The organism is Elizabethkingia miricola (assembly GCF_001675285.1).
Taxonomy (GTDB): Bacteria; Bacteroidota; Bacteroidia; order Flavobacteriales; family Weeksellaceae; genus Elizabethkingia; species Elizabethkingia miricola.
In genome coordinates this window covers 45,811-70,148 of sequence record NZ_LSGQ01000032.1, presented here as the reverse complement: position 1 = coordinate 70,148, position 24,338 = coordinate 45,811, and the positions used below count along the sequence as shown (strand labels likewise).

21 protein-coding genes and 1 tRNA gene are annotated in these 24,338 nt (G+C 35.8%); 4 read left to right on the top strand and 18 right to left on the bottom strand.

All coding sequences use genetic code 11. From position 1 onward, the window contains the following. Nucleotides 1-124 precede the first annotated feature (124 nt). On the top strand, nucleotides 125-601 hold the full coding sequence (locus ATE49_RS18670) for a hypothetical protein (protein ID WP_065083332.1): 477 nt from the start codon (nucleotides 125-127) through the stop codon (nucleotides 599-601). A gap of 32 nt (nucleotides 602-633) precedes the next feature. On the opposite strand, the gene ATE49_RS18665 is transcribed toward ATE49_RS18670, so the two are convergent. From ATE49_RS18665 to ATE49_RS18630, 8 genes are all read right to left on the bottom strand, one after another. Continuing rightward, on the bottom strand, nucleotides 634-1,005 hold the full coding sequence (locus ATE49_RS18665; RefSeq protein WP_009091048.1) for a Fur family transcriptional regulator: 372 nt from the start codon (nucleotides 1,003-1,005) through the stop codon (nucleotides 634-636). Between the two features lie 110 nt (nucleotides 1,006-1,115). Continuing rightward, complete coding sequence (locus tag ATE49_RS18660; protein WP_065083331.1) at nucleotides 1,116-1,901, bottom strand: phosphatase PAP2 family protein; 786 nt, start codon at nucleotides 1,899-1,901, stop codon at nucleotides 1,116-1,118. After that, nucleotides 1,898-4,927 (bottom strand): efflux RND transporter permease subunit, encoded by a 3,030-nt coding sequence (locus ATE49_RS18655; protein ID WP_065083330.1) that lies wholly within the window; start codon nucleotides 4,925-4,927, stop codon nucleotides 1,898-1,900. The genes ATE49_RS18660 and ATE49_RS18655 overlap by 4 nt, the downstream gene beginning before the upstream one ends. 4 nt (nucleotides 4,928-4,931) lie before the next feature. After that, nucleotides 4,932-5,858, bottom strand: a complete 927-nt coding sequence (locus ATE49_RS18650) for an efflux RND transporter periplasmic adaptor subunit (protein WP_065083329.1) — start codon at nucleotides 5,856-5,858, stop codon at nucleotides 4,932-4,934. Nucleotides 5,859-5,860: 2 nt separating this feature from the next. Beyond that, complete coding sequence (locus ATE49_RS18645) at nucleotides 5,861-7,126, bottom strand: TolC family protein (protein WP_065083328.1); 1,266 nt, start codon at nucleotides 7,124-7,126, stop codon at nucleotides 5,861-5,863. A 154-nt stretch (nucleotides 7,127-7,280) separates the two neighbouring features. Further along, nucleotides 7,281-7,709 carry a hypothetical protein gene (locus ATE49_RS18640; RefSeq protein ID WP_065083408.1) on the bottom strand — a complete coding sequence of 143 codons (429 nt, stop codon included), beginning with the start codon at nucleotides 7,707-7,709 and terminating at the stop codon, nucleotides 7,281-7,283. A 78-nt stretch (nucleotides 7,710-7,787) separates the two neighbouring features. Beyond that, the gene (locus tag ATE49_RS18635) at nucleotides 7,788-9,038 is read right to left on the bottom strand and encodes a sensor histidine kinase (protein WP_065083327.1); all 1,251 of its coding nucleotides are present in this window, start codon (nucleotides 9,036-9,038) and stop codon (nucleotides 7,788-7,790) included. Further along, complete coding sequence (locus ATE49_RS18630) at nucleotides 9,039-9,713, bottom strand: response regulator transcription factor (protein WP_065083326.1); 675 nt, start codon at nucleotides 9,711-9,713, stop codon at nucleotides 9,039-9,041. Between the two features lie 189 nt (nucleotides 9,714-9,902). On the opposite strand from ATE49_RS18630, the gene ATE49_RS18625 reads away from it, so the two are divergent. Next, a complete protein-coding gene (locus tag ATE49_RS18625; RefSeq protein WP_065083325.1) occupies nucleotides 9,903-10,784 on the top strand; it encodes an AraC family transcriptional regulator in 882 nt (293 codons plus the stop codon). A gap of 800 nt (nucleotides 10,785-11,584) precedes the next feature. Beyond that, nucleotides 11,585-12,403, top strand: coding sequence for a class I SAM-dependent methyltransferase (locus ATE49_RS18620; RefSeq protein ID WP_065083324.1), 819 nt, complete (start codon nucleotides 11,585-11,587; stop codon nucleotides 12,401-12,403). Nucleotides 12,404-12,679: 276 nt separating this feature from the next. On the opposite strand, the gene ATE49_RS18615 is transcribed toward ATE49_RS18620, so the two are convergent. From ATE49_RS18615 to ATE49_RS18575, 9 genes are all read right to left on the bottom strand, one after another. Beyond that, nucleotides 12,680-12,746, bottom strand: a tRNA-Asn gene (locus ATE49_RS18615). Between the two features lie 279 nt (nucleotides 12,747-13,025). Then, entirely contained in the window at nucleotides 13,026-14,462 is a 1,437-nt protein-coding gene (gene ccoG / locus ATE49_RS18610) for a cytochrome c oxidase accessory protein CcoG (protein WP_065083323.1), read from the bottom strand. A 267-nt stretch (nucleotides 14,463-14,729) separates the two neighbouring features. Further along, nucleotides 14,730-16,973: a CocE/NonD family hydrolase gene (locus ATE49_RS18605; protein WP_065083322.1), complete on the bottom strand. Its 2,244-nt coding sequence runs from the start codon at nucleotides 16,971-16,973 to the stop codon at nucleotides 14,730-14,732. Nucleotides 16,974-17,035: 62 nt separating this feature from the next. Then, complete coding sequence (locus ATE49_RS18600) at nucleotides 17,036-17,524, bottom strand: anthrone oxygenase family protein (RefSeq protein ID WP_065083321.1); 489 nt, start codon at nucleotides 17,522-17,524, stop codon at nucleotides 17,036-17,038. A 78-nt stretch (nucleotides 17,525-17,602) separates the two neighbouring features. Beyond that, the gene (locus ATE49_RS18595; RefSeq protein ID WP_065083320.1) at nucleotides 17,603-18,361 is read right to left on the bottom strand and encodes a helix-turn-helix domain-containing protein; all 759 of its coding nucleotides are present in this window, start codon (nucleotides 18,359-18,361) and stop codon (nucleotides 17,603-17,605) included. A gap of 44 nt (nucleotides 18,362-18,405) precedes the next feature. After that, complete coding sequence (locus ATE49_RS18590) at nucleotides 18,406-19,890, bottom strand: tetratricopeptide repeat protein (RefSeq protein WP_065083319.1); 1,485 nt, start codon at nucleotides 19,888-19,890, stop codon at nucleotides 18,406-18,408. A gap of 277 nt (nucleotides 19,891-20,167) precedes the next feature. Further along, nucleotides 20,168-20,494 (bottom strand): DMT family transporter, encoded by a 327-nt coding sequence (locus ATE49_RS18585; protein ID WP_058878348.1) that lies wholly within the window; start codon nucleotides 20,492-20,494, stop codon nucleotides 20,168-20,170. Nucleotides 20,495-20,699: 205 nt separating this feature from the next. Continuing rightward, a complete protein-coding gene (locus tag ATE49_RS18580) occupies nucleotides 20,700-22,109 on the bottom strand; it encodes an alkaline phosphatase (RefSeq protein ID WP_065083318.1) in 1,410 nt (469 codons plus the stop codon). A gap of 238 nt (nucleotides 22,110-22,347) precedes the next feature. After that, a complete protein-coding gene (locus tag ATE49_RS18575) occupies nucleotides 22,348-23,409 on the bottom strand; it encodes an NADH:flavin oxidoreductase (RefSeq protein WP_065083317.1) in 1,062 nt (353 codons plus the stop codon). A gap of 134 nt (nucleotides 23,410-23,543) precedes the next feature. Here ATE49_RS18575 and ATE49_RS18570 point away from each other — a divergent pair, with 134 nt between their 5' ends. Then, entirely contained in the window at nucleotides 23,544-23,891 is a 348-nt protein-coding gene (locus ATE49_RS18570; protein WP_059155525.1) for a winged helix-turn-helix transcriptional regulator, read from the top strand. Between the two features lie 10 nt (nucleotides 23,892-23,901). Here ATE49_RS18570 and ATE49_RS18565 read toward each other — a convergent pair whose 3' ends face one another. Continuing rightward, complete coding sequence (locus ATE49_RS18565; protein WP_009091027.1) at nucleotides 23,902-24,267, bottom strand: winged helix-turn-helix transcriptional regulator; 366 nt, start codon at nucleotides 24,265-24,267, stop codon at nucleotides 23,902-23,904. Between the last annotated feature and the right edge of the window lie 71 nt (nucleotides 24,268-24,338).

Here is a 24,338-nt window from a genome sequence, read left to right as displayed (position 1 = left end):
ATTTTAGCCGTCTCTGTGAGATTAGTTTTTAATTATTATTCAATAAACAATGAATATTATAAGACTTATTACTTTAATTATCAGATAATTTTATTAATTTTCTATATACTAATTAACTAATAACATGGACGAACGAATTGAAAAGCTTAAAAATATGCAGACTGGTTTGCTAATTGATGTTGTAAAGAACCATAAGAAGCACGGATATCCCTTAGAACTTCGTGAAGCTGCAATTGAGACCCTTAAAGACAGAGGTATAACTTCTGAAGAACTTGAATTATCAGGGAATCTTTATAACCTGCAATATGAAGAAGCGATGACTGAGTATAGAAAATTTAATATAAACTCTACTCTTGGCTTTATTTTATATATACTTGCTGTGTTAACAGCCTTCGGCAGATCAGGAATATCAATTATTATTTATTTGGCTGCAATGCTGTTTATTGGTTTGGCATTTAATAACTCGAAGAGAATAGCACAAATAACAAAAGACGATCTTCCGGATTATTATATTGTTTTATTGCCAAGTTTTTTCTTTTACTTCATTATGTTTTTTATCACAAGAAAACAGGTAAAGGAAAGAATCGATCTGATGACATAAATCCCGATAAAGAAGAGTGTTAAATATTTTTATTATTTAACACATCTCGGGCAAACACCAGATAGAACAAAGTTCATATCCTGTACTTTATATTCCTTTGGAAGTTTATAAACAGGTTCTACATCTTCAAGACAAGAAACTGTTCCGCATTGTGTACAGCTAAAGTGCGCGTGGTTATGATGATGCTGAGCATCACAATGATGACAGGCAGCAAATTTCTGATGACCATCTATGTTGATAAACCTATGGATGTGTCCTTCGTCAGTTAACCTGTCCAGTACCCGATAGATGGTAACCCTGTTACACAATCCTTCTGTCAGTTTTTCTATTTCAGAATGAGACAGCGCAACTTCAGAATGATTAATCAGTTCCAGTATTTTTGCTTTGGCAATCGTGTTTCTCATTTTTTTGAATATTTAATCTGCAATAGTATTGCAATTGTAAAGATAAGCTTTATTTTTCACAGATAAATGAACATGGAGCAGTACTTACTTCTGAATTATTTCAGAAGCCGTTAAAATTGCTTTACATAGCCTATCGTAAATTGTTTGTTGCTATATCCGGGAAACAAAAAAGCCTGATGCTTGGTATTCCCGCCAATATGGATTTTATCATAAAGCCAGTAAGAAAGAGTAGTGGAAAGAATCCCTATTCCGGCTCCTGCTGCAACATCTCCCAGCCAATGCTTATTGTTATACATCCTTAGAATTCCCGTTCCTGTAGCAACGGCATAACCTGCAATACCTATCCATGGAGAAACATTCCAATATTCTCTGCGAAGAAATTCGGCAGAAGCAAAGGCTAAAGCCGTGTGTCCTGATGGAAAAGACTGATTATTGCTGCCATCAGGTCTTTCCTGATGCGTTAATTTCTTAGTGGGTACAACAATGGCTGTAGAAATTCCTAAAGACATGGCATATACAATTAATTCTTTTTTTACCGAGCTTTCCCCCTTTACTCCAAAAGCCTGAAGAGCAAAGACTGCAGCGCCGGGTACAAATTGAGTATAATTATCAATTGTAGTTCTAAAGGTAGGGTGGTCCTCAGTTATTTCGTTTCGGGTATCAAAGTTTATTTTTTTTAACCATTTGGTCTCTGTAGCCAATACACCATAGGTAATTAAGACCCCGGGGATGATAAATTGTTTAGGTTTCAACTGAAAAGAAGTACGGGCCGGTAAACTATCCTGGATTATACTGCTATGTTTTATACTTACAAGACTATCCTTTGTTTGTTTATTCAGGCTGTCATTCTGGGCAAATATTGCTAATGGCAATAAGAGAAAGATTAAGAATTTCATTCTTCGGTATGTTTTAATTGAATTTTGTTTAATAAAGTCGGAAATACAATAAGTAAAAGTGGCAAGGCTACCATAAATCCACCAATTACAGCAATGGCGAGCGGCTGGTGCATCTGTGCGCCTGTACCAATGCCCAACGCCAGAGGCATTAAAGCTATAATAGCACCTAAAGCAGTCATTAGTTTTGGTCGGAGCCTTGTACTGATAGCATATATAATGGCCTGCTCTTTTGTTTTGGATGCAAGGCTTTCATGAAATTGTAAGTAAGTGAAAATAGCATTCTCTCCAATAATTCCCACCATCATAATCAATCCGGTATAGCTTCCTACATTAAGCGGTGTATTGGTAAGGTATAAGAGCAATATCCCTCCGGAAATACCTAATACAGAAATGAACAGAATAAGAAAGGCTACGATAATATTCCGGAAGAGGAAAAGCATAACTGAGAATACTAGCAGACAGGAAACTCCCAGTATAACGAAGAGTTCTTTGAATGATCTCTGCTGTTCTGCATATGCCCCGCCATAGATGATATTGTACCCTTTCGGTAGTTTTATTTTTTGATCGATTTGCTTTTGGATTTCTTTAATCGTTCCACCCAAATCTCCATTATCCAATCTGGCTGTTACGATTCCTAAAGTTTGTAAATCTTCTCTGTTGACTTCTGCGGAACCACTGGTAATATTGACTGTTGCGAACTCACTTAGTGGTTTCAAAGTTCCGTTGGGTAATGAAATCATACTGTTATTAATGTCACTCAGAGACTGGTTAGTCCTGTTGTTGTATAACAGTCTGATAGGGGTAAACTGAACCTGATCAAAAATATTGCCAGCAATATTCCCATCCAGATTGGCCTGTAGCTGGCTTTGGAAATCGGGCAGAGGAATCTGATACTGAGCCAGAGCCTGTAGTTTTGGGGTAACAATCATAGAAGGACCAGCGATAACAATTCCATCAAATACATCGGCAGTGCCATTTACTTTTGCGACAATATCAGATACTTTTTTGGAGTAATTTTCAATGACCTTTTGATCAGTACCAAATATTTTAATTTCAATAGGCTGAACACTACTCATCAAATCACCCAGCATATCAGAAATTACCTGTCCGAAATCTACCGTTAAAGGAAGTCCGGAAGCTTCTATTTTTGAACGAATCTCATCTGTGACTTCTGCAGTTGTTTTATTTCGGTTCTTTTTTAGCTGGATCAGATAATCTCCGGTATTAGGCTCTGTAATGAAGAATCCCATCTGTGTTCCTGTTCTTCTGCTGTAAGCGGCGACATCAGGGTTTGCAACGATTATTTTTTCGACTACTTTTAGCTCCCGGTCTGTTTCTTCCAATGAAGTTCCCGGCGGCGATTTATAGTCTAGTACAATACTCCCTTCGTCCATTTCCGGTAAAAAGCCTGTAGAGATGTTAGGCAGAATAAAAGCAGTACTTATAACAAGCAGTGATATAAAAGCATAGCTAAAGACAGGCTTATGGATAAAGAAACCCACCCATTTTCTTTCTTTTACATCGTGATGCTGAAGATTTTTTTCTTTTATTTTTTCCGTAGAGAGGATCAGATAAACAATCGGTAATAACAGCCATGTAGCAAAGAAAGAGCAGACTAAGGTAATGATCATTGTATTTGTCATTACTTTAAAATAAGCTCCGGCAACACCACTCATCAGGATAAAAGGTAAAAATATAACAATCGTGCTCAGCGAAGAACCAATCATTGCCTTTAATAAATAATTAATCGCCTTTTGTACGAGTGTCCTGGATGACTCTTCAGGGTGTTCCTCATGTGTACGGTGTATCTGTTCCACTACGACAATAGCATCGTCTATAATAAGCCCTATTGCAGCGGCAATAGCACCTAAAGTCATAATGTTGAAAGTCTGCCCGATAGCATATAATACCAACAGTGTAAGGCTTAAGGTAATGGGTATTGTGATTAATATGACAGCGCTTGCCTTCCAGGACCGAAGAAATATAACGGCTACAATAATAGCAAGGAGAAGACCTATCCAGAGAGCATCTGTTACACTCTTTATAGAATCATTTACAAAATCTGCCTGAACGTAATAAGGTTTTAGCACCACATCTTTAGTCAGTGTTTTTTGCAGATCATTAATTTTTGCATCCATTGCCTTTGTCAATTCTACAACATTTGCATTGGGCTGCTGAATAACAGCAATTAAAATACTTTCTTTTCCGTTAGCATTGACTTTAATATACTGCTTGGCCTGATGAATATTAATCTCGGCAATATCTCCTAATAATACAATTCTGTTTCCATTATTGCTGATAACCAGATTTTTGAGCTGGTTTTCATTGCGGATTTGTGCATCGGTAAGGGTTAGGTATAAATACCTGAAATCGGAAGAATATCCATTAGATTTAATAAAGTTTGTATTGTTTATAGCCTGCTCAACGGAAGCTGAGGTAATTCCTAATCGGGCCATCATTTGCTGATTCATCAGAACCCGAAACTCTTTATCTTGTCCGCCTATTACCCTTATTTCGCTCACTCCGGGAACCTGAGAGAGGAAAGGTTTGATTGTATAGAGTGCAAGCTGCTTAAGAGCTATAGGGTCTTTGGTATCAGAGTTCAACGAATATCCCATTACCGGAAGAATGGAAGGATTCATTTTTTCTACCGTGATATTAGTCTCGGGAGGTAATTGATTTCTAACTTCATTAATGCTGCTTTCTACCTGTTGTTTTGCCAGATCAACATTCGTGTTCCAGGAAAGAAATGCTGATATTTCACAGCTTCCCCGGCTGGTTGTGCTTTTCAGAACCTGCAAATCAGGAACTTTCTTTATAGCATTTTCCAATACCTTTGTTACGCCTACACTCATCTGGCTGACAGGCTGCTGTCCTGCGTCTGCAATGATTTTTATTTTCGGAAAAGTAACCTGTGGAAACAGGGCAGATTGTATTTTGGTGTAAGAATAGATGCCGCCTGTAAGGATGAGAAAAATCAGAATCAATAAGGGGCTTCTGTAAGTTACAAAAAATGACTTTTTCATCTGATTACTGTTTTTTTATTTTTACAGTTGCCGTGTCACTCAATCCAAAGTTTCCGGATGTAACAACTCTGTCTTTCGTGGATAGATTTCCCGATACTATTTGAATATATTTATCGGTTTCAGCTCCTTTTACAATTGGTACTTTTACAGCAGTTGTATCACCAAGCATTTTCATTACCCAAAAAGAAGACTGAGTTTCATCGCTCAGCACCGCCATTTTAGGTACGGCTAATCCGTAGGCTGTTGATTTGGAAAAGCTGACTGTACCAATTAAATTTTCCGGAATATTATCACTGTGAGGAACTTTTAAAAGAACTTTTACTGTTTGGGATACAGCATCTACTGTGGGCATTACTTTGGCAACTTTAGCAGGCAGGCTGCTGCCATCAGGTAATTTTATTAATAGGTCACTTTTATCTTTTATCAGCTTCAGGTATTCATAAGGTACATCTACTATAAATCCGAAACTGGAAGCATCGGTAATTGTTGCCAGAATTTCTCCATCCTGTACATAATCACCAATCTGATGGTTTAACATGACAACATACCCTGTTGCAGGGCTAACGACAGTTGTTGTTCCATTGAATCTAAAAGATTTATCCAGTTTGTTAATGGTATTGCCTAAAGCTCTGGCCTCTTTAGTTTGCAATCCAAAAAGTACAGATCCGCGGGTTATACGATCCCCAAGTCGTACATTCATACTAGTAATATAGCCGGTGCTATTGGCTTTAGCATCCGATTTTAACAGATAGCTTGCTGTCGCATTCAGAGTTACATTGTTATCGAGATGGATGGTATCGGAAGGATAAGCAACAACCACCTCTGTTTTAGGTTTTGTTTCTGTATTCGATTCTTCGGTAGAGGCTGCATCATTTTTTTTGCAGCTCAGTGCGGAAGTAATAACTAATATGAGGTATAAAAACTTTTTCATGGCTATTGGATGATTAAATACTGCATCTGGTTCTGTAGATTGAATAAAGTTGACTTATACTGTATAATATTGCCTTTAAGGCTAAGTAAATTATTGATGGATAAAATAAAATCAACCATCCGTACATCCCCTGTAGGTAATTGCTTGGCATTGGCTTCCACCAGAGTTCTTGCATAATTAATCTGCTGGTTGGCAGTTTTTATCATGCTGTAGTACTGATCCATCTGATTCTGAATCTGGAATATTTGCTGTTGATACTGTCTTTCTGTTTGTTCCAGATATTTTTGGCGTGTCTGTAAAGCCAGCTGATTTTGTTGCAGAAGCATTTTCTTCTGATGACCATCATATATGGGGATAGAGACTCCCATGCCTAATCCTAAACCAAAATTTTTATAAGGGGTTTGGGCGAATGAAGTCTGGTATCCGCCATCGGAAAATGCAGTGATTTTTGGTTTATAATTGTATTTTATAATTTCACTGTCATTGGCAATTTTCAAGCTGTCGGCTTTAAAAGATTGAGTATATACACTTTCCTTAAAATCAACAGGAGAGAGTGTTTTCGTAATATCAGGAGCTTCTAGGCTTGGAAATCGGGTATCTACAATGCCACACAGATAATTGAGTAATGCATAATTGCTTTGCCATTCGGCTTGTTGCTGCTGCAGGGTAAGCTCATTTTGTTGTAAAGTAACCTTAAAAGTGAGGTAATCTGTTTGTTTGAAAACAGAACTTTGGGTTAGTTTTTTCAGAATTATATCTTCCTGATTCAATAGGCTTATTATTTCCTGGCTTAATTCATAGCGCTGCTGACTGGAATAAGTAGCTATATATTGATCTGTAATCTGTTTATTCAGTGTTTGGATGCTAAGATTTTTTTGTGCTAAAATTTGTCCAATGTTTGCATCATAGGCTTTTAGCCTTGTGTTGAGATTATTCCGGCTTATAAATTCTTTTACGACTCTTACACCTGCAAACAAGGATTGTCCGTTGGTTAGAGCATTGTCATATCCCCAACCTTTAATATTAGGTGAATAGCCTGCGGTAGCTTCTCCGGTAACAATAAAGCCATATGTGGCTCTTAATTTCAGACTGTCGATTTTATTGAAGATTACCTGATTGTTATAATCATTGAGCAAAGGACTGTTTGCCTGTGCAGTTTTAATGAAATAGGGTAGTGCATGCCCCGTCTGTGCTTTTACAGAAAAGCAGAGTGATAAAGCAATCAGAGCTAAAAACCACCAGGCGGGATATTTATATACAGTGTCCATACAGACAATTTCAAATTGTTGACTCAAAGATGAGATCCAATTCTGTATAGATTCTGAATTTTTGGATTTTAGACTGTTTTTTAATGAGAATATCAAAACAAAAAACCGGCTGTTTCCAACCGGTTCTTTATCAACATTTCATTTTTCTATAAGATTAATCTTTTTTCAACGTAACAAAATTACCTTTAACATCAAATAATGCGTCTCCCGATTTTACTTCGGCTTCATATAATACTGTTCCATTTGCTTTGGTAATTTTAGCTGCTTCTTTTATAGGACCTAGCTTGTGCTGGGTAATGTATTGGGGAACTGAAGCAGGAAGTTGATCAGCAGCTATTTCAACTTCACTTTCTTCCAAGGTACCGGCTGCAGTGTATAAAACACTCATTTTTTTTCCGTTTTGTTTGAAACCGGCTTCATATTTTCCATCCTCTTTTTCCCATTTAGCTTTAATGTTCGGATGTTGTTTCTGAAATGCCTGCTCTACAACTGAAGGAACTTTAACATTTTCTTTTTTTTCTTGTGCCAGTGCCACTGTACTGAATCCCGTTGCAAATACCAACGCTAAAATTGTCATTTTCATTTTACATTTTTTTAAATTGATGTTGTAAAACTCAGTAGACATTCTGAAGAGATCCTGAATTTTTTTGATAAGTAAAAATTAATTGAAATTAATACTAAAAAGATGCATATCATTAATAAATTGGTATTGAATGTCGTAATGATACAGATCGCATATTTTTTTACTCATTTCAAGACCTAATCCAATACTATTGGTATTCTCGGATTGCTTTTTGAAACGTTGGAACAAGTCTTTTTTATTGAGTTCGTTCTTCCCATAATTGCCAATAACAAGCTCTTGAGGGGATGTTCTTATCAATACTTTTCCGTCATTTTCGGAATGTCTTATCGCGTTGGACAAAATATTGCCAATTAAGATATCGATGAGAATTGGATTGGCAATGATTTCAATTTCATTTTCTATGTGGATTTCCCATTGTATATATTTTTGGGCAGCTGGCTCTTCATATTGACTCAGGAGCTTTTGAATACTGGTATTGATTTTTAATTTTTCGGTATCCGGAAACTGATTGTTTTCAATTTTAGTCAGTAATAATAGGGTACGGTTGAGGCGCTGCATTTTGTTTCCGGCAACAGAAATTTCTTCTATCAGGTCAGCTTGTTCCTGAGAAATTGGAGAAGTCTGCATCAGCAGTTCCAGATTGCTCTGCATGACAGCTATCGGAGTTTGCAATTCGTGAGAGGCATTTTCCGTAAATTCTTTTTGTGTCCTGTAAAGTTTCTGATTACGTTTGATGAGATCTTTAATGGAGCTTCCTAAATTTTTAAACTCTTCAATATTAGTGGGTATAAACTGATAATCTTCGTTGCTGTCGACTCTGTAAAGACTTAATTTATGAACGATATCATTGAAGGGTTTCCATAATTTTTTAGAGAGTTGGAAATTAATAGCAATCAGGCCGGCCAATAATACAATAACCAATACTAATTGAAGAACCAGTATACTGTTGAGGAGGTCTTCATCCTCTATCATAGATTTCTGAATCCGTATTTCGTACGGTTTTCCATTTACAATTGTATTCGAAACAGAAATCCTGTGCATCACTGTTTCGTTATCATCGGGTATAAAAACAGGCTGATTGTACAGGGAATCAAAAACTTTGGGGTTATTAGACGGGCGAACGATAATACTGTTTTCAAAGGAAATAAAATTGTCAGGTATTGTCGTTTTTAGCTGCTTTTCAATCCATGCTTTCTGATGATTTATATTTTCATCCAGACTCCTCAGCATCAGGTAGCGTAACGAGAAATAGAAAGCAGGAATAGCTATTAACAGAATAAGAATAGCATAAATGATATAGCGACGCGATATGTAGCTTATTAATTTCATTTAGTATTCAAATTTATACCCCATTCCGTAAACAGATTTCAGGTAGTCATTACAGCCGGCTGCTGCGAGCTTTTTTTTCATGTTTTTAATATGGGCATATATAAAATCATAGTTGTCGTAGACATCTGCATTTTCCCCGGAGAGGTGCTCGGCAATTGCTGTTTTAGAGAGAACTCTGTTCTTATTAATCGTAAAATAAAGCAGTAAATCGTACTCTTTTCTGGTAAGGTCAATAGTCTGATGGTTAGCCGTAACTGTTTTGGCAAGTGTATCAATGGTAATTTCATGAAATACCAGAATATTACCGCCATTAAATCTTCTGCGGCGTATTACGGCAGCGATACGTGCGCTTAGTTCTGATAAATGAAAAGGCTTTGGAATATAGTCATCTGCACCCAGCGTTAATCCGGCTATTTTATCATCAATGGAGTCTTTTGCAGATATAATAATTACTCCATCGGTTTTATCGTTTTCTTTTAAGTTTTTTAAAACACTCAATCCATTACCATCGGGTAATGAAATATCAAGAAGAATGCAGTCATAATCATATGAGTCCACTTTTTCAATTGCAGTATTGAAATTTGTAGCTGTCTCACAAAGGTAATTTTCCTGCTTTAAGTAGGTGGCAATGCTTTTACTCAATGCAATTTCGTCCTCAATGATGAGTATTTTCATGCTGTCATTTTATTCAAAAATAAAATTAAAATCTGAAGGAAAACTGAATTTATAAAAATATTCGGTATAACGGACCGGATTTGTAAGAAACCTTTGTTGTTGTCTTAGCAAACCGATTTTTCAGTTTCTTTTAATCACGGCTGCGATACTTACAGGATTTTCATTACTTTTAGGCTCTGAATTTTCATTATGGATTCTATCTCTGTACTTCATATGGGCCTTTTTCAGGAGAATAATGTGTCTTCTGGTTTTTATTTTAATACCATGAAGGGGCATTTGAAGAGTAGCCATAAACATATTGAAAAACCCCATCGTCATGATTTTTATGTAACGGTACTATTCACACAGGGGAGTGGAGTGCATGAAATAGATTTTCAGAGCTATGATGTACAGGCAGGCAGTCTGTTCTTTCTGTCACCTGGTCAGATACACAGTTGGGAGCTTTCTGCTGATACAGATGGCTATATTTTCTTTTTTTCGCAGGAATATTACAATATGCATTATGTAAATCAGAAGCTGAAAAACTTCCCATTTTTTGCCTCGGTTTCTTTTCCCAGAAAACTTCAGTTAGACAATCAGAACCTGCATAAGATTAATTCCTTGTTTACAGAACTTCAGGAGGAAAGCTTACAGGAAAATCTGATGCAGAAAGAGAATATTCTGGCTCTTATTACGAGAATCTATATTCAGTCGGTAAGATTATTTTCAAAAGAACAGCAACTACTTACTTCGGGTAATGTGTTTTCATATATCCGCCATTATCAGGAGTTCGAAGCGCTTTTGGAAGAGCATTTTCTGGTGCAGAAATCCAGCTCTTATTATGCCGGTTTACTGGGAATAACGGCTAAGCATCTTAACCGTATTACCCAGACTGTAGTACAAAAAAAGGCTTCCGATATTATCACCGAGAGAGTAATACTGGAAGCCAAGAGAATGTTGATTTATCTGAACGAAAGCCTTACAGATATTGCTTTCAAACTGGGATTTGAAGAGTACTCTTATTTTTCCAGGGTATTTAGTAAAAATACCGGGGAGACTCCTTCACATTTCGCTCTGAGGCATAAATCGTAGAGTATCATATTGAGCCAGAGCCTGTAATGAGCCTGACGAATTATCGAAATATAATCAGTTTTCTTGTAGTTCCAGAGTAATCTATTGCGCAGCAATTCGTGCGTTAAAAGCATGGTTGAATATAAAAAATTATTAATGCCTTCGTGTTTAATATTTATCGCAAGGAACGCAAAGATTTCTTACCTGCTCATACTGTTTTTAACGAACGCAATGCCGCTAAAGCTCAGCAATTAGATAATGATTTTAATCTATTAAACCATTAAGAAATTTAGAGTATTCAGATTTTAAAATCTGCTAAATTTCCTTAATTTCTAAATGATTGAAATATAATCAGTTTTGTACACTTCTGTAATCAATCCATTGCGCAGCAATTCGTGCCTTAAAAGAATGGTTGAATATAAAAAATTATTTGTGCCTTTGTGTTTAATATTTATCGCAAGGAGCGCAAAGGTTTTTTCCTTGATGCTGCTTTTAACGAACGCAATGCCGCTAAAGCTCAACGATGATTATTTTGATCTCTTTAAGCTATTAAGAGTATGCCTAAGTTTATCATAAAAAAATAAAAATAGCGATTGTGAAATAAAAGATACAAAATTTATAGTTTCTCATAACCCGCCATTTCGCCAAACCGATATTAGCTGTAGTCTTTTTGTTTTAAATTACTATCTTTGTCTCATTCTATACTAAGTATGACATACCACCTTTGTTCTAAAGGTTCTTTACAACTGTTATATGCAGTTGCGGTTTCCTATTTATATCATTTTATTTTTTAATTGGGCGTTTTCTACGCAAAACTTAGTATGAGAAAAACTAATTTAATTAGTTCATCTATTGAACGTTTTTATAATAAAGCATCTGAAGAAGACAGACTTTCTAAAGGAATGGGCATCTTCGAATTTGAGAGGATTAAATCCCTTATTGAATTGCATTTAAAACATCAATCTATCATTCTTGATATTGGTGGAGGTACAGGAAAATATTCCGAATGGTTATCAAAATTGCAACATCAGGTTTATTTGGTAGAACCTATTGAAAAGCATCTTCATATTGCAAAAGACAGATCCAACAAACTAAAGAATAAGTTTCAAGTTATCAAAGGCGAAGCCCGTAAACTGGAATTTCCGAATAATTTTGCGGATGTTGTTATTTTACATGGACCTCTCTATCATCTGCAAAAGGAAGAAGATAGGCTTCTTGTGATAAATGAAGCGAAAAGAGTTGTAAAAAAGAGCGGAATTATATTGGGCTTCGGAATTAATTCCACAGCTTCTACATTAGCAGGTTTATTAAACGGACTGATTTACAAACCTACTTTTCTTGAAATGTGTAAAAGTGAATTATTGACCGGAATCCATAATCCTCCGGATGATTTTCCTTGGTTGTTGGCAGAAGCATTTTATCATAAACCTTCAGAATTTAAAAATGAATTTTTAAAATGTAATTTGAAGATTGAAAAGATATATGCAGTTGAAGGAATTATTTGGCTTGACAGTAATTTTTTTGCCAATATGTTGGATGAAGAAAGAAAGAAAGTACTGAAAGAGCTTTTGTCAACAACAGAGAATGAAGAATTCTTATTGCCTTTTAGCCCTCATATGATGATTGTAACCACAAAATAAGTTTAATTTTAGTAAGAAAAAGGGTTGTATTCTTTACAATCCTTTTTTTATACTATTTGCCGAAAGATTGCCAATAACATTATTTTTCACGAAACAACTCTACAAAAGCATCATCAGACAACTTGTTCCATAATTCGCTAAATCATATAGTGAATATAGCTAAATAGCGATAAATATTACACACTACAAAACAAAATGGATAACAAGGTAATTACTTAAAATTCAAAGTAAAGCCACAAAAAAAAGCCCTGCAGTACTGCAAGGCTCTATTATTGCTCCCCTCTTGGGCTCGAACCAAGGCCCCTCTGATTAACAGTCAGATGCTCTAACCAACTGAGCTAAGGAGGAAACTTATTTTTTTAGTTTCTAAATTAAAAATACTTAAGTCACTTTAGATTATTACTTCTAACAGACAGGAAGAAATTAACTTAAGATTAAATATTTTTTGCTCAATACAAAGTAATGTCATGCTTAGCAGAGTTCATAATAAGCTTGACGAACCAAACTATCGAAGCATTTAAATCCTTACGTACTTTCATGTGTACTATTATAATGTCATCTTGAGCATAATCGAAGTATTACCTAAAGTGTCAAAAAATAAAGTTGAAAAACTAAACAGGTTCTATAAAGCAAATTTAAAAGGACCTTCAAAAGTTGTATTGTAAGAGGTAATCATTTTTCCTTTTTCATCAAAAATACCAATGGTAATATTCTGCTTGCTCAGCCGCATCTCTTTTTCCGGGAATGCTATACTGATATTTCCCTTTATAATTTCGTTTTCCTTCAACGTTATTTTAACGGGACCATAATAGGTAATGCTTGCATTAGCAGGGTTCAGTACCTTAATTGTGATAATTTTTTTAGAATTTTCCTTGTTCAGGAAGGTGTAAGTATAAAGGTTATTGATTTTTCCGTCTGTTATCTGGAAAGAGGTTCCCGGAACTTTCAGGAACTTGGCTTCCATACTTCCTCTGTCATACATCAGGTAGCCTACTAAGCCTACTAATAAAGATAATGCTACAGTAGTAGCTTTCATCCTTGGAGTAAACTTAAACTTGGTACCGGCTTCTATTTCCTGTTCTGTAGCATAGCGTACCAATCCTTTTGGCAAGCCTACCTTTTCCATAATTTCGTCGCAGGCATCAATACATGCTGTACAGTTGATACATTCCAGCTGTTGACCGTTTCTGATGTCAATTCCCGTAGGGCATACTACAACACATTGGTTACAGTCTATACAGTCTCCTTTACCAAGAGCTTTCCTGTCTTCATTGTTTCTCCATTTCGAACGGTTTTCACCACGTTTATAATCGTAATAAACATTGATGGTCTGTTTGTCTATGAGCACGCCCTGTAATCTTCCGTATGGGCATATCAGGGTGCAAACCTGTTCTCTAAGCCATGAAAATACAAAGTAAAATAAACCCGTAAATACAATCATTACAATGAAGTTCACAGGATGGGCTGCCGGACCTTCCTGCATTATTTTAAAGACCTCTTCATAGCCTACGATATACATAAACATAAAATGTGTAATGACAACAGCGATAAGTAAAAATACCGACCATTTTAAAAGACGCTTTCTTATTTTTTCAGCATTCCATTCCTGTTTGTCCAGTTTTATCTGCTTATTACGGTCACCCTCTATCCAGTATTCTATTTTCCGGAAGATCATTTCCATAAAGATGGTTTGCGGGCAAAGCCAACCGCAGAAAATTCTTCCGAATACAATACTGAATAACATAACGAATATTACGGAAGTTACTGCTCCTATAGCCAGGATAAAGAAATCCTGAAGATAGAAAGGCTGACCGAAAATAAAGAAATGTCTGTCCAGAATATTGAAGAGAAAGAACGGATTATTATTAATTTTCAGAAAGGGGAGTATAAAAAATATAGCGAGCAGAACATAGCTGGTATAATCTCTGTAGTTGGTAAATTTTCCTTTTGGCTTGCGGGGGAAAACCCATTTTCTTTTTCCGGTTTTGTCCATCGTTCCGACTTCATTTCGGAAACTTTCTTCCTGAAGATCTACAGGCGCCTGGAATTGAGTATTCATTACTTTTCTTATTTTCTGAATTCAGAGAACAGGGAAGTATGATAGTAATAAAATTACCGTATATGCCTTTGTTTCTCTGATATTATTGTTCCTTATGCAAAGCTCTTAATTATAGGGACAGACCACTAATATTATATTCTTCTGCAATTGTACAATTCGGACATTTTAGCAAAATAAGATATGATATAGATCATTTTAATTCTTACAGAATAAAAAACTGAGAATGTCTAAAAAGTCATTCTCAGTTTATAAAAGAGTTTTATCTGCTTATTTTTTTAATGGAACTTCAACAAAACTGTCATTATACCATTTGATTTCCATAGGGATTTCGGCATCTTTTATAGTTTCAGTACTTACATCTTTTCCGCTACCATAGTTAATCTGCCATGCCGGGCTTTTCTTGACTCCAATTTTTAGTAATATTTTACTGCCCTTTTCTATTTTTTTGCTTACAAAAGGTGTACCTGTTACAGGAATTATTTCTTTTTTACCGGGAGTTAATAATTGACGCTTACTTCTGTCTTTAGCATAGCTGGCTCTGGTAATGAAGCTGGAAAGAAGAAAATATTTTCCGTCAGGAAGAACCTGATATAACTCTGCAGCAATGTCACAATCCTTTTTATTGATTGAAAAATTTAAGCTTGCCGAAAAAGAACCGGTCAACTCAGTATCTTTATCAAAAACTTCCGATGCAAATAGGGTACTGTTGTCTTTTTCCTGTATTGAAGTATTGATGAGCTGAGGATTATCTGTCAGTATAAATTTATCGACATCACTTCTGTCCTTGAAGTTTACATTTAAAGTAGTGAATGCCGATTTACTTGCTTTGTTTTCCTTAAGTTTTAAATCTTCACTTAAATAGTATTTTACCTTTGTCTGGTCAAATTCCTGCATTGAATTGGCACTTTTCCAGATATTATCTCCCATTACTTCATAATTGATTTTTCCTTTCAGAAAATCGGGTTTGCTTTTTCCTTTTAAGATATAATCAAACCACTGATAACAAATTTCATTTATGTCAAGCTCCGCAACAGAATCTATTTTTACACCCATCACTTCGGACATAACATAGCCCTGGGGACCGTAATGATCATAAGGTCCTATAACGACATAATGATCAGCATTTGGATTGTACTTTATATGATTTTTATAATAAAACATAGCACCCAGCTGATCGTCGTCAAAATAACCTGTTGTGGTAAGAATAGGAATGTTTATTTTTGAATATTCCTTTGGATCGGGAGTCATGCTCTGCCAGTAAGTATCATATGACGGATGCTTTAACCAACGCTGAAAGATTTCATTTTTTTTGCCATTAATGGAATCTAGCTTATTAAAAGCTAAACCACTGGTGTACCATTTTTTATAAAGATCATTCCATTTTTTCTCATTAGTAAACCCTGCGCTATCTGTGAGTTTGTTTACCGTAACATAGTCAATCCATCTTAACATATAACTCATAAAAACATTACCACTCATTGGATAATCTATTCCGATGCCTACAGGAGCCTGAGGGATAATTGTTTTAAGTGCCGGATGTAATTTTTTTGTAGCAGCCCATTGACTAAATCCAAGGTAGCTGCCTCCAATCATTCCTATGTTTCCGTTGCTCCATGGCTGCTGGACAATCCAATCAATTACTTCGTTAATATCTTTATATTCATGTTCAAATGGCTCTATGTTTTCTTTACTTCGGTATTTTCCTCTTGTATTAATGTATACACAAGAGTACCCATTACTGGCAAGTTGTTTAGCGGTTTCAATATTCTGGGAGTCCGAATAGATCGTATTGACAATAATTACAGGTCCGGGATGTTGTATTTTTTTATTGATAACCGTAGAGATACTGATCTCTTTTTTATCTTTCGTATAAACAATAATACTGTCATTTACTGTATAGCTTTCCTGATCTAATTTTCGCAGAAAGGGAAGCCCCTTCGTGTATGTTGCTTCAGCTATAAGGTTGGATCCATATTTTCTGAATAGTAATAATGCAGTTTTCAGATCGATGCTGCTTTTACCGGTAATATCGCTCTTGATGAAGTTGTTAAGATCTTCTTTAGTATCTTTTGGAGAAAGGTTAAAGGAATCGGGCATAAATACCTGGGAATTGCTTGGTAAGGAATTATATTTTTTAAGTAATTCTGCCTGATATGTTTTATTAAAATCCTGCTTATTATTTAGCTGTAGCAAGGTGTTTATATACACTTCATACTGGGCTCCCATTGCGGTGGCTATTTTGGGATTGCCTTTCATGTAGCTGTTTTTTATAGCATTTAGCTGCTCTAATGCTGTTTTATAATCCCCCATAACAAAATTCATCCGGAACAAATTATCTTTATCAGTTATTTCTTTACTTTCTGCGGTCTGCTTTTTTACAATAGGCCCCAGGTAGTTTAAAAGAGTTTTTATATTGGAAGAATCGATTTTTTTGAACTGACTAATCGGTATGTTTTGAGAAAAAAACAGAAGGCTGAAAAATAGTGTGACAAGGCTTAGTATTTTTTTCATAATATCTTTTTTGGCGGGCGGAAATTACAAAATAAATTCCTTGTATAGTGAAATAGATGTAATTATTTTCTGTATATACAGGCTATAATGACTAAAGTAATACTAATTGCCGCCGAAAAGGTTCTTACTGTATTCCAGAAGTTCCAGGAAGCTTCAAAACTGTCCCGTATTTGTCGGATTGAATTCTGTGTTGAATTGGAAAGGTCCAATAGATCCAGTTTATTGTTTAGCGGAACATTAAATATCGAAGTAATTCCAAATACTCCTGCGATATAGAAAAGTGATGCAGCCAATAACAGCAAAAAGGTAGTTTGATTATTATGATATTGCTGAAAAGTTGCTATTGGCAACATAATTAATGCTCCAAAGAAACATGCAAAGAATATTGGGTTTAGTATTTCCCGGTTAATGCTTTGCATTGCCTGCAAATATTCGCGATCACCTAGTTTGCCTAATCCTAAATTAACGGATACCGAATAAGAAAAGAATAATCCGGCCATTAGTGCTGTCGTTATGCCAGTCAGTATAAGTGTGATGTCCTGAAGTTTCATTGTATTTTGTTTTTAAGTTAACAAGACAAAGTTGTACAATCAAAGACGTAAAAAATAGAATAAAAGCGACACTGAAAATCAGGATGAATAAGATTTGGGTGTTTTACCGGTGAATGCTTTGAAAACCCTTATAAAATGGGATTGGTCTGAAAATCCATTTTCATAGACAATATCTGAAAGCTTGTTGTAATCTTTGGATGTTAATTGCTGTAACGAAGTCTGAAATTGGATGATTCTGGAAAACTGTTTAGGAGATAAGCCCGTTTCTGCCAGAAACCTTCTTTCGAAAGTCCGGATATTAAAATCCAATTCCTGAGCAATCTGTCCGATAGATTCTGTTCCGTTGCCGGTGATAATCATTCCTAAAGCACGACGGATTTTAAAATCCAAATTATCTTTTTTCTTTTCAAAATTCCTGAGAAGATAGCCTTCTATAAGCTGCCTGTACTTATGAGGATCATTTACAATGCGTAAATTGTTCATGATTTCTTCTGTATCTTCAGGAATATAGCAGTTATCATTAATCCTTTGTGGTTCTATTTCATAAAATGACTTCAGAACGAACGGATAAAGCTGGTAAACAATAACGGTGTAAGAACCTTTTATTTCTAATTCTATTGGGATTAAAGTTTGTCCGTAAATAAACAGATCCGGCATTTCTTTTAGATGCGGAATTACTGTTAACCCGCCGCCTGTTTTATTAAATAAAAGTCCGGGATGTCCATCTGCAAAGAATGGAAGTCTGGTTATATCCGGATTTTTATCATCTTCAAAGATCCAGATATTTTTTACGAAGAGAGAAAGCGGCTCGTCGGGGATTATTTCCTGAAAACTCATCTATATAATTTCATAATTCGTTGCAGGTTATAGTAATAAACTGTTTATTTATCCATCAGCCATACATATATATTCTCTTCTGTAGATATATCCAGTTTTTTTCTGATTCTGTATTTCTTGCTTTCCACAGCACCAATAGATAAACGTTTTATAGACGCTATCTTCTTAGTATCAAAATTTAACTTCATCATAGCACAATACTCCATATCCGATTGTGTTAACTTGGGACTGATTTTTAAAAGATTCTCGCTAAATCTGGGAAATATTTCATTAAATTTTAAATAAAAAGAAGGATCATCCTGTTCCGCCAGATTAATCAGCAGGCTAAGGGTCTCATGGTTAAGCTGTTCTTCTTCATTTCCTACAGGAGATTCGGTTATATGATCAACTGAAGCTTTTTTAGTAAATCTGCGTTTTATGAAAATAAATAAAGCAACTGATAACAATGCTCCAATAATATAATAAGGCTTGGCAGAACTCAGGAAAGACTCTTCAGATACATTTTCTTTTTTTTCATATTCAAGTACTTCACTTACACTTTCTCTCTCTGCAAGATTCAGGCTGTCACTTAGTTTTTTTTGTTTTTCAAGGTAATAAGATTCTTTTTCATAATCTTTTAGTTCACGATAGCACTGAGATATTCTGAGGTAAATATCTTTTTGGTCATATCGATGACCAAATCTTTTGGCTTGCTTTAATGCCTGCTCATAGTATTCCAGAGCTTTAGTGTAATTTTTTTTCTTTTGTTCTAAGAAGCCCCGCAGGTTTTTTCCGATAATTACCCACGGAAATTTGTTTTTGTAGAGGAGATCTCCTTCTGAGAGATATTTTTCAGCCTTATCGAACTCACCCCATTCTATATATGCCGAGATTAATAATCTTTGGCAAATAATTCTGGTCATGGTTCTGTTAAAGGTGTCTTGTTCAAGTTTTTGAGCCTGATTGTAGGAGTCCAGCAAGTAGTTTTCTTTTTCTCTTCTGCTTAGAACCAGCTGATGTTGGTTCAGATCACTGGAAAATATAAAATGATTATTCCGGTATATTTTACCATAGCGTTCTGCATCTGCTTTATATCCGGGAACCCTGGCCATTAATTCAGTAGCGGTCTTGTAGTCTTCCAGCGCCTCGTTAAAATGCCCCAGCTTGGAAATAGCTCTGGCTTTTGAAATATAGAAAAGAGCAGTATATTTAAGATATTTATCATTATTTTCAGTAAGATTTATACCCTCATTTATTTTTTTAAGTGCTTCTTTAATATTACCATTGCGGATATAATAACTGATCATGGGAAGCAGAGCTTTCGCCTGCCCCTCAATATAGCCTGCCTCTTTTGACTGATAATAGATTTCAGTACTTATTTTTAGTAATTCGCCCGTATTATAACTTATATTTTTATTATCGGATGGCTGATCCAGAATTTCCACTTGCTGTACTATTCTGAAAAGGCTGTCCATTTCTTTTTCTTTTTTATTCTGAGCAATACCCAGACAGGAGAAAAGAACGAAAAATAAGAGTACTATTTTCTGCATAGTCCTTAGATACCGTGTTTTAATAAGTTTTTTTTATAATGAATTTACCAAATCCAAAGATACTATTAGTTTTGTTATGCATTTAATATTTGTAAAAAATAATGACCATAATATCACAATTAATAGAATGTATTTTTATATAACATTATAATTGGCTGATTATTATAAAACCAGAATAAGATAATACATATTAAAAAGCCCTTTCTTTGAAAGTGCTAATAAATAATCGGATTATAAGAATAAAGTTAGGATTTTGAACTTCGGGTAAGATTTTTTTTTAATGTGAAACTGCTTTTAACCCAACTATAGAACCTACTAATGTCGTAAGAAAGAATAAACGCCAGAAGCTTGCCGGGTCTTTGAATACGAAAATTCCCATGAGAACGGTTCCTACAGCTCCCAAGCCTGTCCATACAGCATAAGCGGTACCAATAGGCAGAGTTTGCGTTGCTTTAATTAGTAGTGTCATACTTATAGTGAGGCACAATATAAAGCCACCATACCACCAGTAAGATTCAGTTCCGGTTGTTTCTTTTGCTTTTCCCAGACATGAGGCAAAGCCTACCTCGAATAATGCAGCAATAACTAAGATAATCCAGTTCATATGTTTTGTTTTGTACAAAAATCAGGACTTTGCTGCATATTGTATTTTACATATGATAAAAAATTAGACAGCCGAATATTTCGACTGCCTATTAAAACTGTTAACAAACCAAATTTATTGTTATTATGGTAGAATTACTCCGCTGAAATAAATTAACAGTTTTGTTGCAGAATAAGCTTTAGAGTATTTATTGTATCTGTGTTTTCTAACTTTTATCCGATAGGGCTGTGGCTTCCAGCATGAGGTAATGTAAATCTGTGTTTTTGACAAAAGGTTTCAGGAGTTCACTTCCCGGTCCATACATTGCTAGTTCTACATAATCTCCGGAGTGGTCCATACTGATCCAGCCTACGGAATTGTGTTTTTTCTGAATTTCCGAGTAAGCCTTGAATGGCATTTTTTTATAATTGTATAAACCTTCTTCTTGCTTTTCTGCACCTGTATAGAAACTGAGCAAATGTTTTGCTTCTTCGTCGGTAAGGCTGAACTTGTTGGTTTCAAAAATCCAGTCTTTCATCTGTTGAAGGTTAAAGCTCTCGTGGATGTTGTTTAGGATATACTCATTGGTATACTTATAGTTCGCTATTGTATTGAAGTTTTTAGTTGCTTCGTTACCATATATAGTTCCAGGATTAGCATTTCCGTGATCTGTAGTTATAATTACAAGAGTATTGCCATCCTTTTCAGCAAAGTCCATTACCGTTTTTACAGCTTCTTCAAAAGCCAGCTGATCATGAATAAGTGCAGCAACATCATTGGCATGAGCTGCCCAGTCTACTTTTCCGCCTTCAACCTGTAGTACAAAGCCTTCTTTGTGATCTTTCAGTTGGTTTATAGCAGTTTTAGTCATCTCAGAAAGCGTCGGAGTATTCTGAAGCTGTGTTATATTATTTCTGTCGATACTATAGGGTAGTGCACCGGTACTAAAAACGCCTAATAATTTTTTTCCTTTTTCTGCTTTTTGCAAATCAGAGCGGCTTTTCAGAATCTGATAACCTTCTTTTTGGTACAAACTGTAAACATCTTTTTTGTCTTCTCTTTTTGCAGCATTAAAGAATTCGTCTCCGCCTCCCATCATTACATCAAAACCTGCCTGTACATATTTTTCCGCAATCTCCGGCTCAGCATTTCTTTTTTCAGAATTAATACAGAATCCTGCAGGTGTTGCATGCGTAATAGTGACGGTAGTTACACAAGCTGTCTTCTTACCGGCTTTCTTAAATTTCTGCCATATCGGGGTATGTATTTCGCCATTAGCACCAATGTTCAAGACACCGTTTTTTACGCGTTTTCCTCCGCCAAAAGCAGAGCTGGCTGCTGCAGAATCTGTAACAATAGAACTGGCAGAGGCTGTATCCATCAAAGCACGGCTCACTTTGTTTTCCAGATAAAGCCCAATCCAGTAACTGTTTTTTCCAAGTGTGTTCAGGGAATATTGATTTGCCATAGCCAGAGTTCCGGAACTCATTCCGTCACTAATCATAAAAATGATATTCTTAGCTGTCTTTTTTCTTGCTGAATTAGGATTTGTACTGCCTGCAAATAAACCGATAGGATTTATCGTCAGAAATCCTGAAAGTACTGCTGTCCCTTTTAGAAACCTTCGTCTGTCCATTTTCTAATTAATTAACGGACTGCAATATAAGAGTTAAATTTAATTATTGCAATATTGTTGCGTTAATTAATTGTAAACGAATATTAATTTTTATGTTGAACTATTGCTGAAAAACTCATATTAGGAATGCCAATGTTCCTTTTGAAGTTGAGTAAGAATAACAGTAAGGATATAAAAAGAACCCGGCTAAAATCAGCCGGGCTAAAAGATTATCTTTTTGGATTAATCATTACTATGCTTAATAAAGTACTTTTAAGCTTTCTGCAGAGAAGTCGGAAAGTTCTTCCGTATTTCCGGTTTTAATTTTTTGTACCCATTGGTAGTCACTTAATATGGCTCTTCCTACTGCTACAAGATCAAAATCCTGTCTGTCTAATCTTCTTAGTAATTCAGAAAGGTCCGTTTTTTCAGTTCCTTCGCCTGCAAAGGCAGAAAGGAAATCACCTTTCAGACCTACTGACCCTACTGTAATAGTTGGCTGACCGGTGATTTTTTTAGCCCATCCGGCAAAGTTAAGATCCGAACCTTCAAATTCAGGTTCCCAGAAACGGCGTTGAGAGCAATGGAAAATATCTACGCCGGCTTCTTTTAGTGGTAATAACCATTCTTCCATTTCCGCAGGCGTAGTTGCTAATCTGGCTTTATAATCCTGTTGTTTCCATTGAGAAAGACGGATAATAATTGTGAAATCTTCACCAACAGCTGCTCTTATAGCTTTTACAACTTCTACAGCAAAACGGTTTCTCTCTTTTAATGTTTTTCCGCCATATTCATCAGTTCTGGTATTAGTACCTTCCCAGAAGAACTGATCGATAAGATACCCGTGTGCACCATGAATTTCCAGACAGTCGAAGCCAAGATCTTTGGCCGCTTTTGCAGAAGCAGCAAATTGTCTGATCGTATCTTCTATATCAGCAATGCTCATTGTAGCAGCAGCTTCCATAGCGACTTCAGGATATTCTTTGCTCATTCTGGTATCACCTACATGCCATATTTGTGGTCCCATTTTCCCGCCTTCTGCATGCACCTGATCAATTACATTCTTCCAGCCCTGTAATGCTTCAGTACCATAAAAATTGGGGATATTCAGTAAATTTTTAGATGCCGGTCTGTTAATCACGGTTCCTTCAGAAAGAATAAGTCCGACTTCTGAAGCAGCTCTTCTGGAATAATAATCAGCCATTTCAGGAGTGGGGATTCCTGCAGCTGATTGTGCACGGGTCATAGGTGCCATTACAATTCTGTTTTTCAGGTGAAGGTTTTTATAAATAAAGGGACTGAATAATGAGTCTGTATTCATTTTTGACAAAGTTTTTATAAGGTTGATTTTACTTTTGTTACACAAAGTAACTAATAATAATTCATTTTTGTACCTATTAAGTAAAAATAGTGGTAACTTTGCTGTAACCAACAATAGTAACAAAGAGGTAACTTATGAAACAGAAAAGAATAGCAGAGTGTGACTGTCCGCTGGTAAAGGCAATGTCTGCCCTTGGGAATAAATGGAAACCTGTAATTGTAAGGGTTATAAAAGATCGTACACTGCGTTTTGGAGAAATTGCGGCGCGTATTCATGTAATATCCCGAAAAGTGCTTACCGATCAGTTGAGAGAAATGGAACAGGATGGATTGATTACCAGAGCCGAGTTTAAAGAATTACCACCAAGGGTGGAGTATACCTTAACTGAAAAAGGGCTGGCGCTGCTGCCTATTCTATTTATGCTGGAGGACTGGGAAAAACAATATGAAACTAAAGAAATTCCGGAAGTAGCGGAGGTGTGATATTTATCTCTTATTTATTTCCGTTCTGGAGTAGTTCCTTTCTGTAATTAATGCCCCACTTGGACATGGTGTCGATAACATCATGAAGGCTTTTTCCAAAGTCGGTAAGTTCGTAATCTACTGTTACAGGCATGGTATTGTTCTGGGTTCTTGAGACAAGATTATTCATTTCAAGCTCTTTCAGCTCTTTTGAAAGTGTCTTTGCAGCTACTTTTTCCAGTTGTCTTTTAAGATCCATAAACCTCATTTTGCCGGCAAAGTATAAGTGACTGATGATAATGGTTTTCCATTTTCCGCTCAATAAATATACCGTATCTTCCACACCGCGCAGGTGCATTTTGCAATCCGGACCCAATTCAGTTCTTTGCTTTTTCATAACTTAAAAATGAAATGACAAAATTAGCTTTTTTGATTGTACAAAAATTTACCCGGTTACTAAGAGGTAAC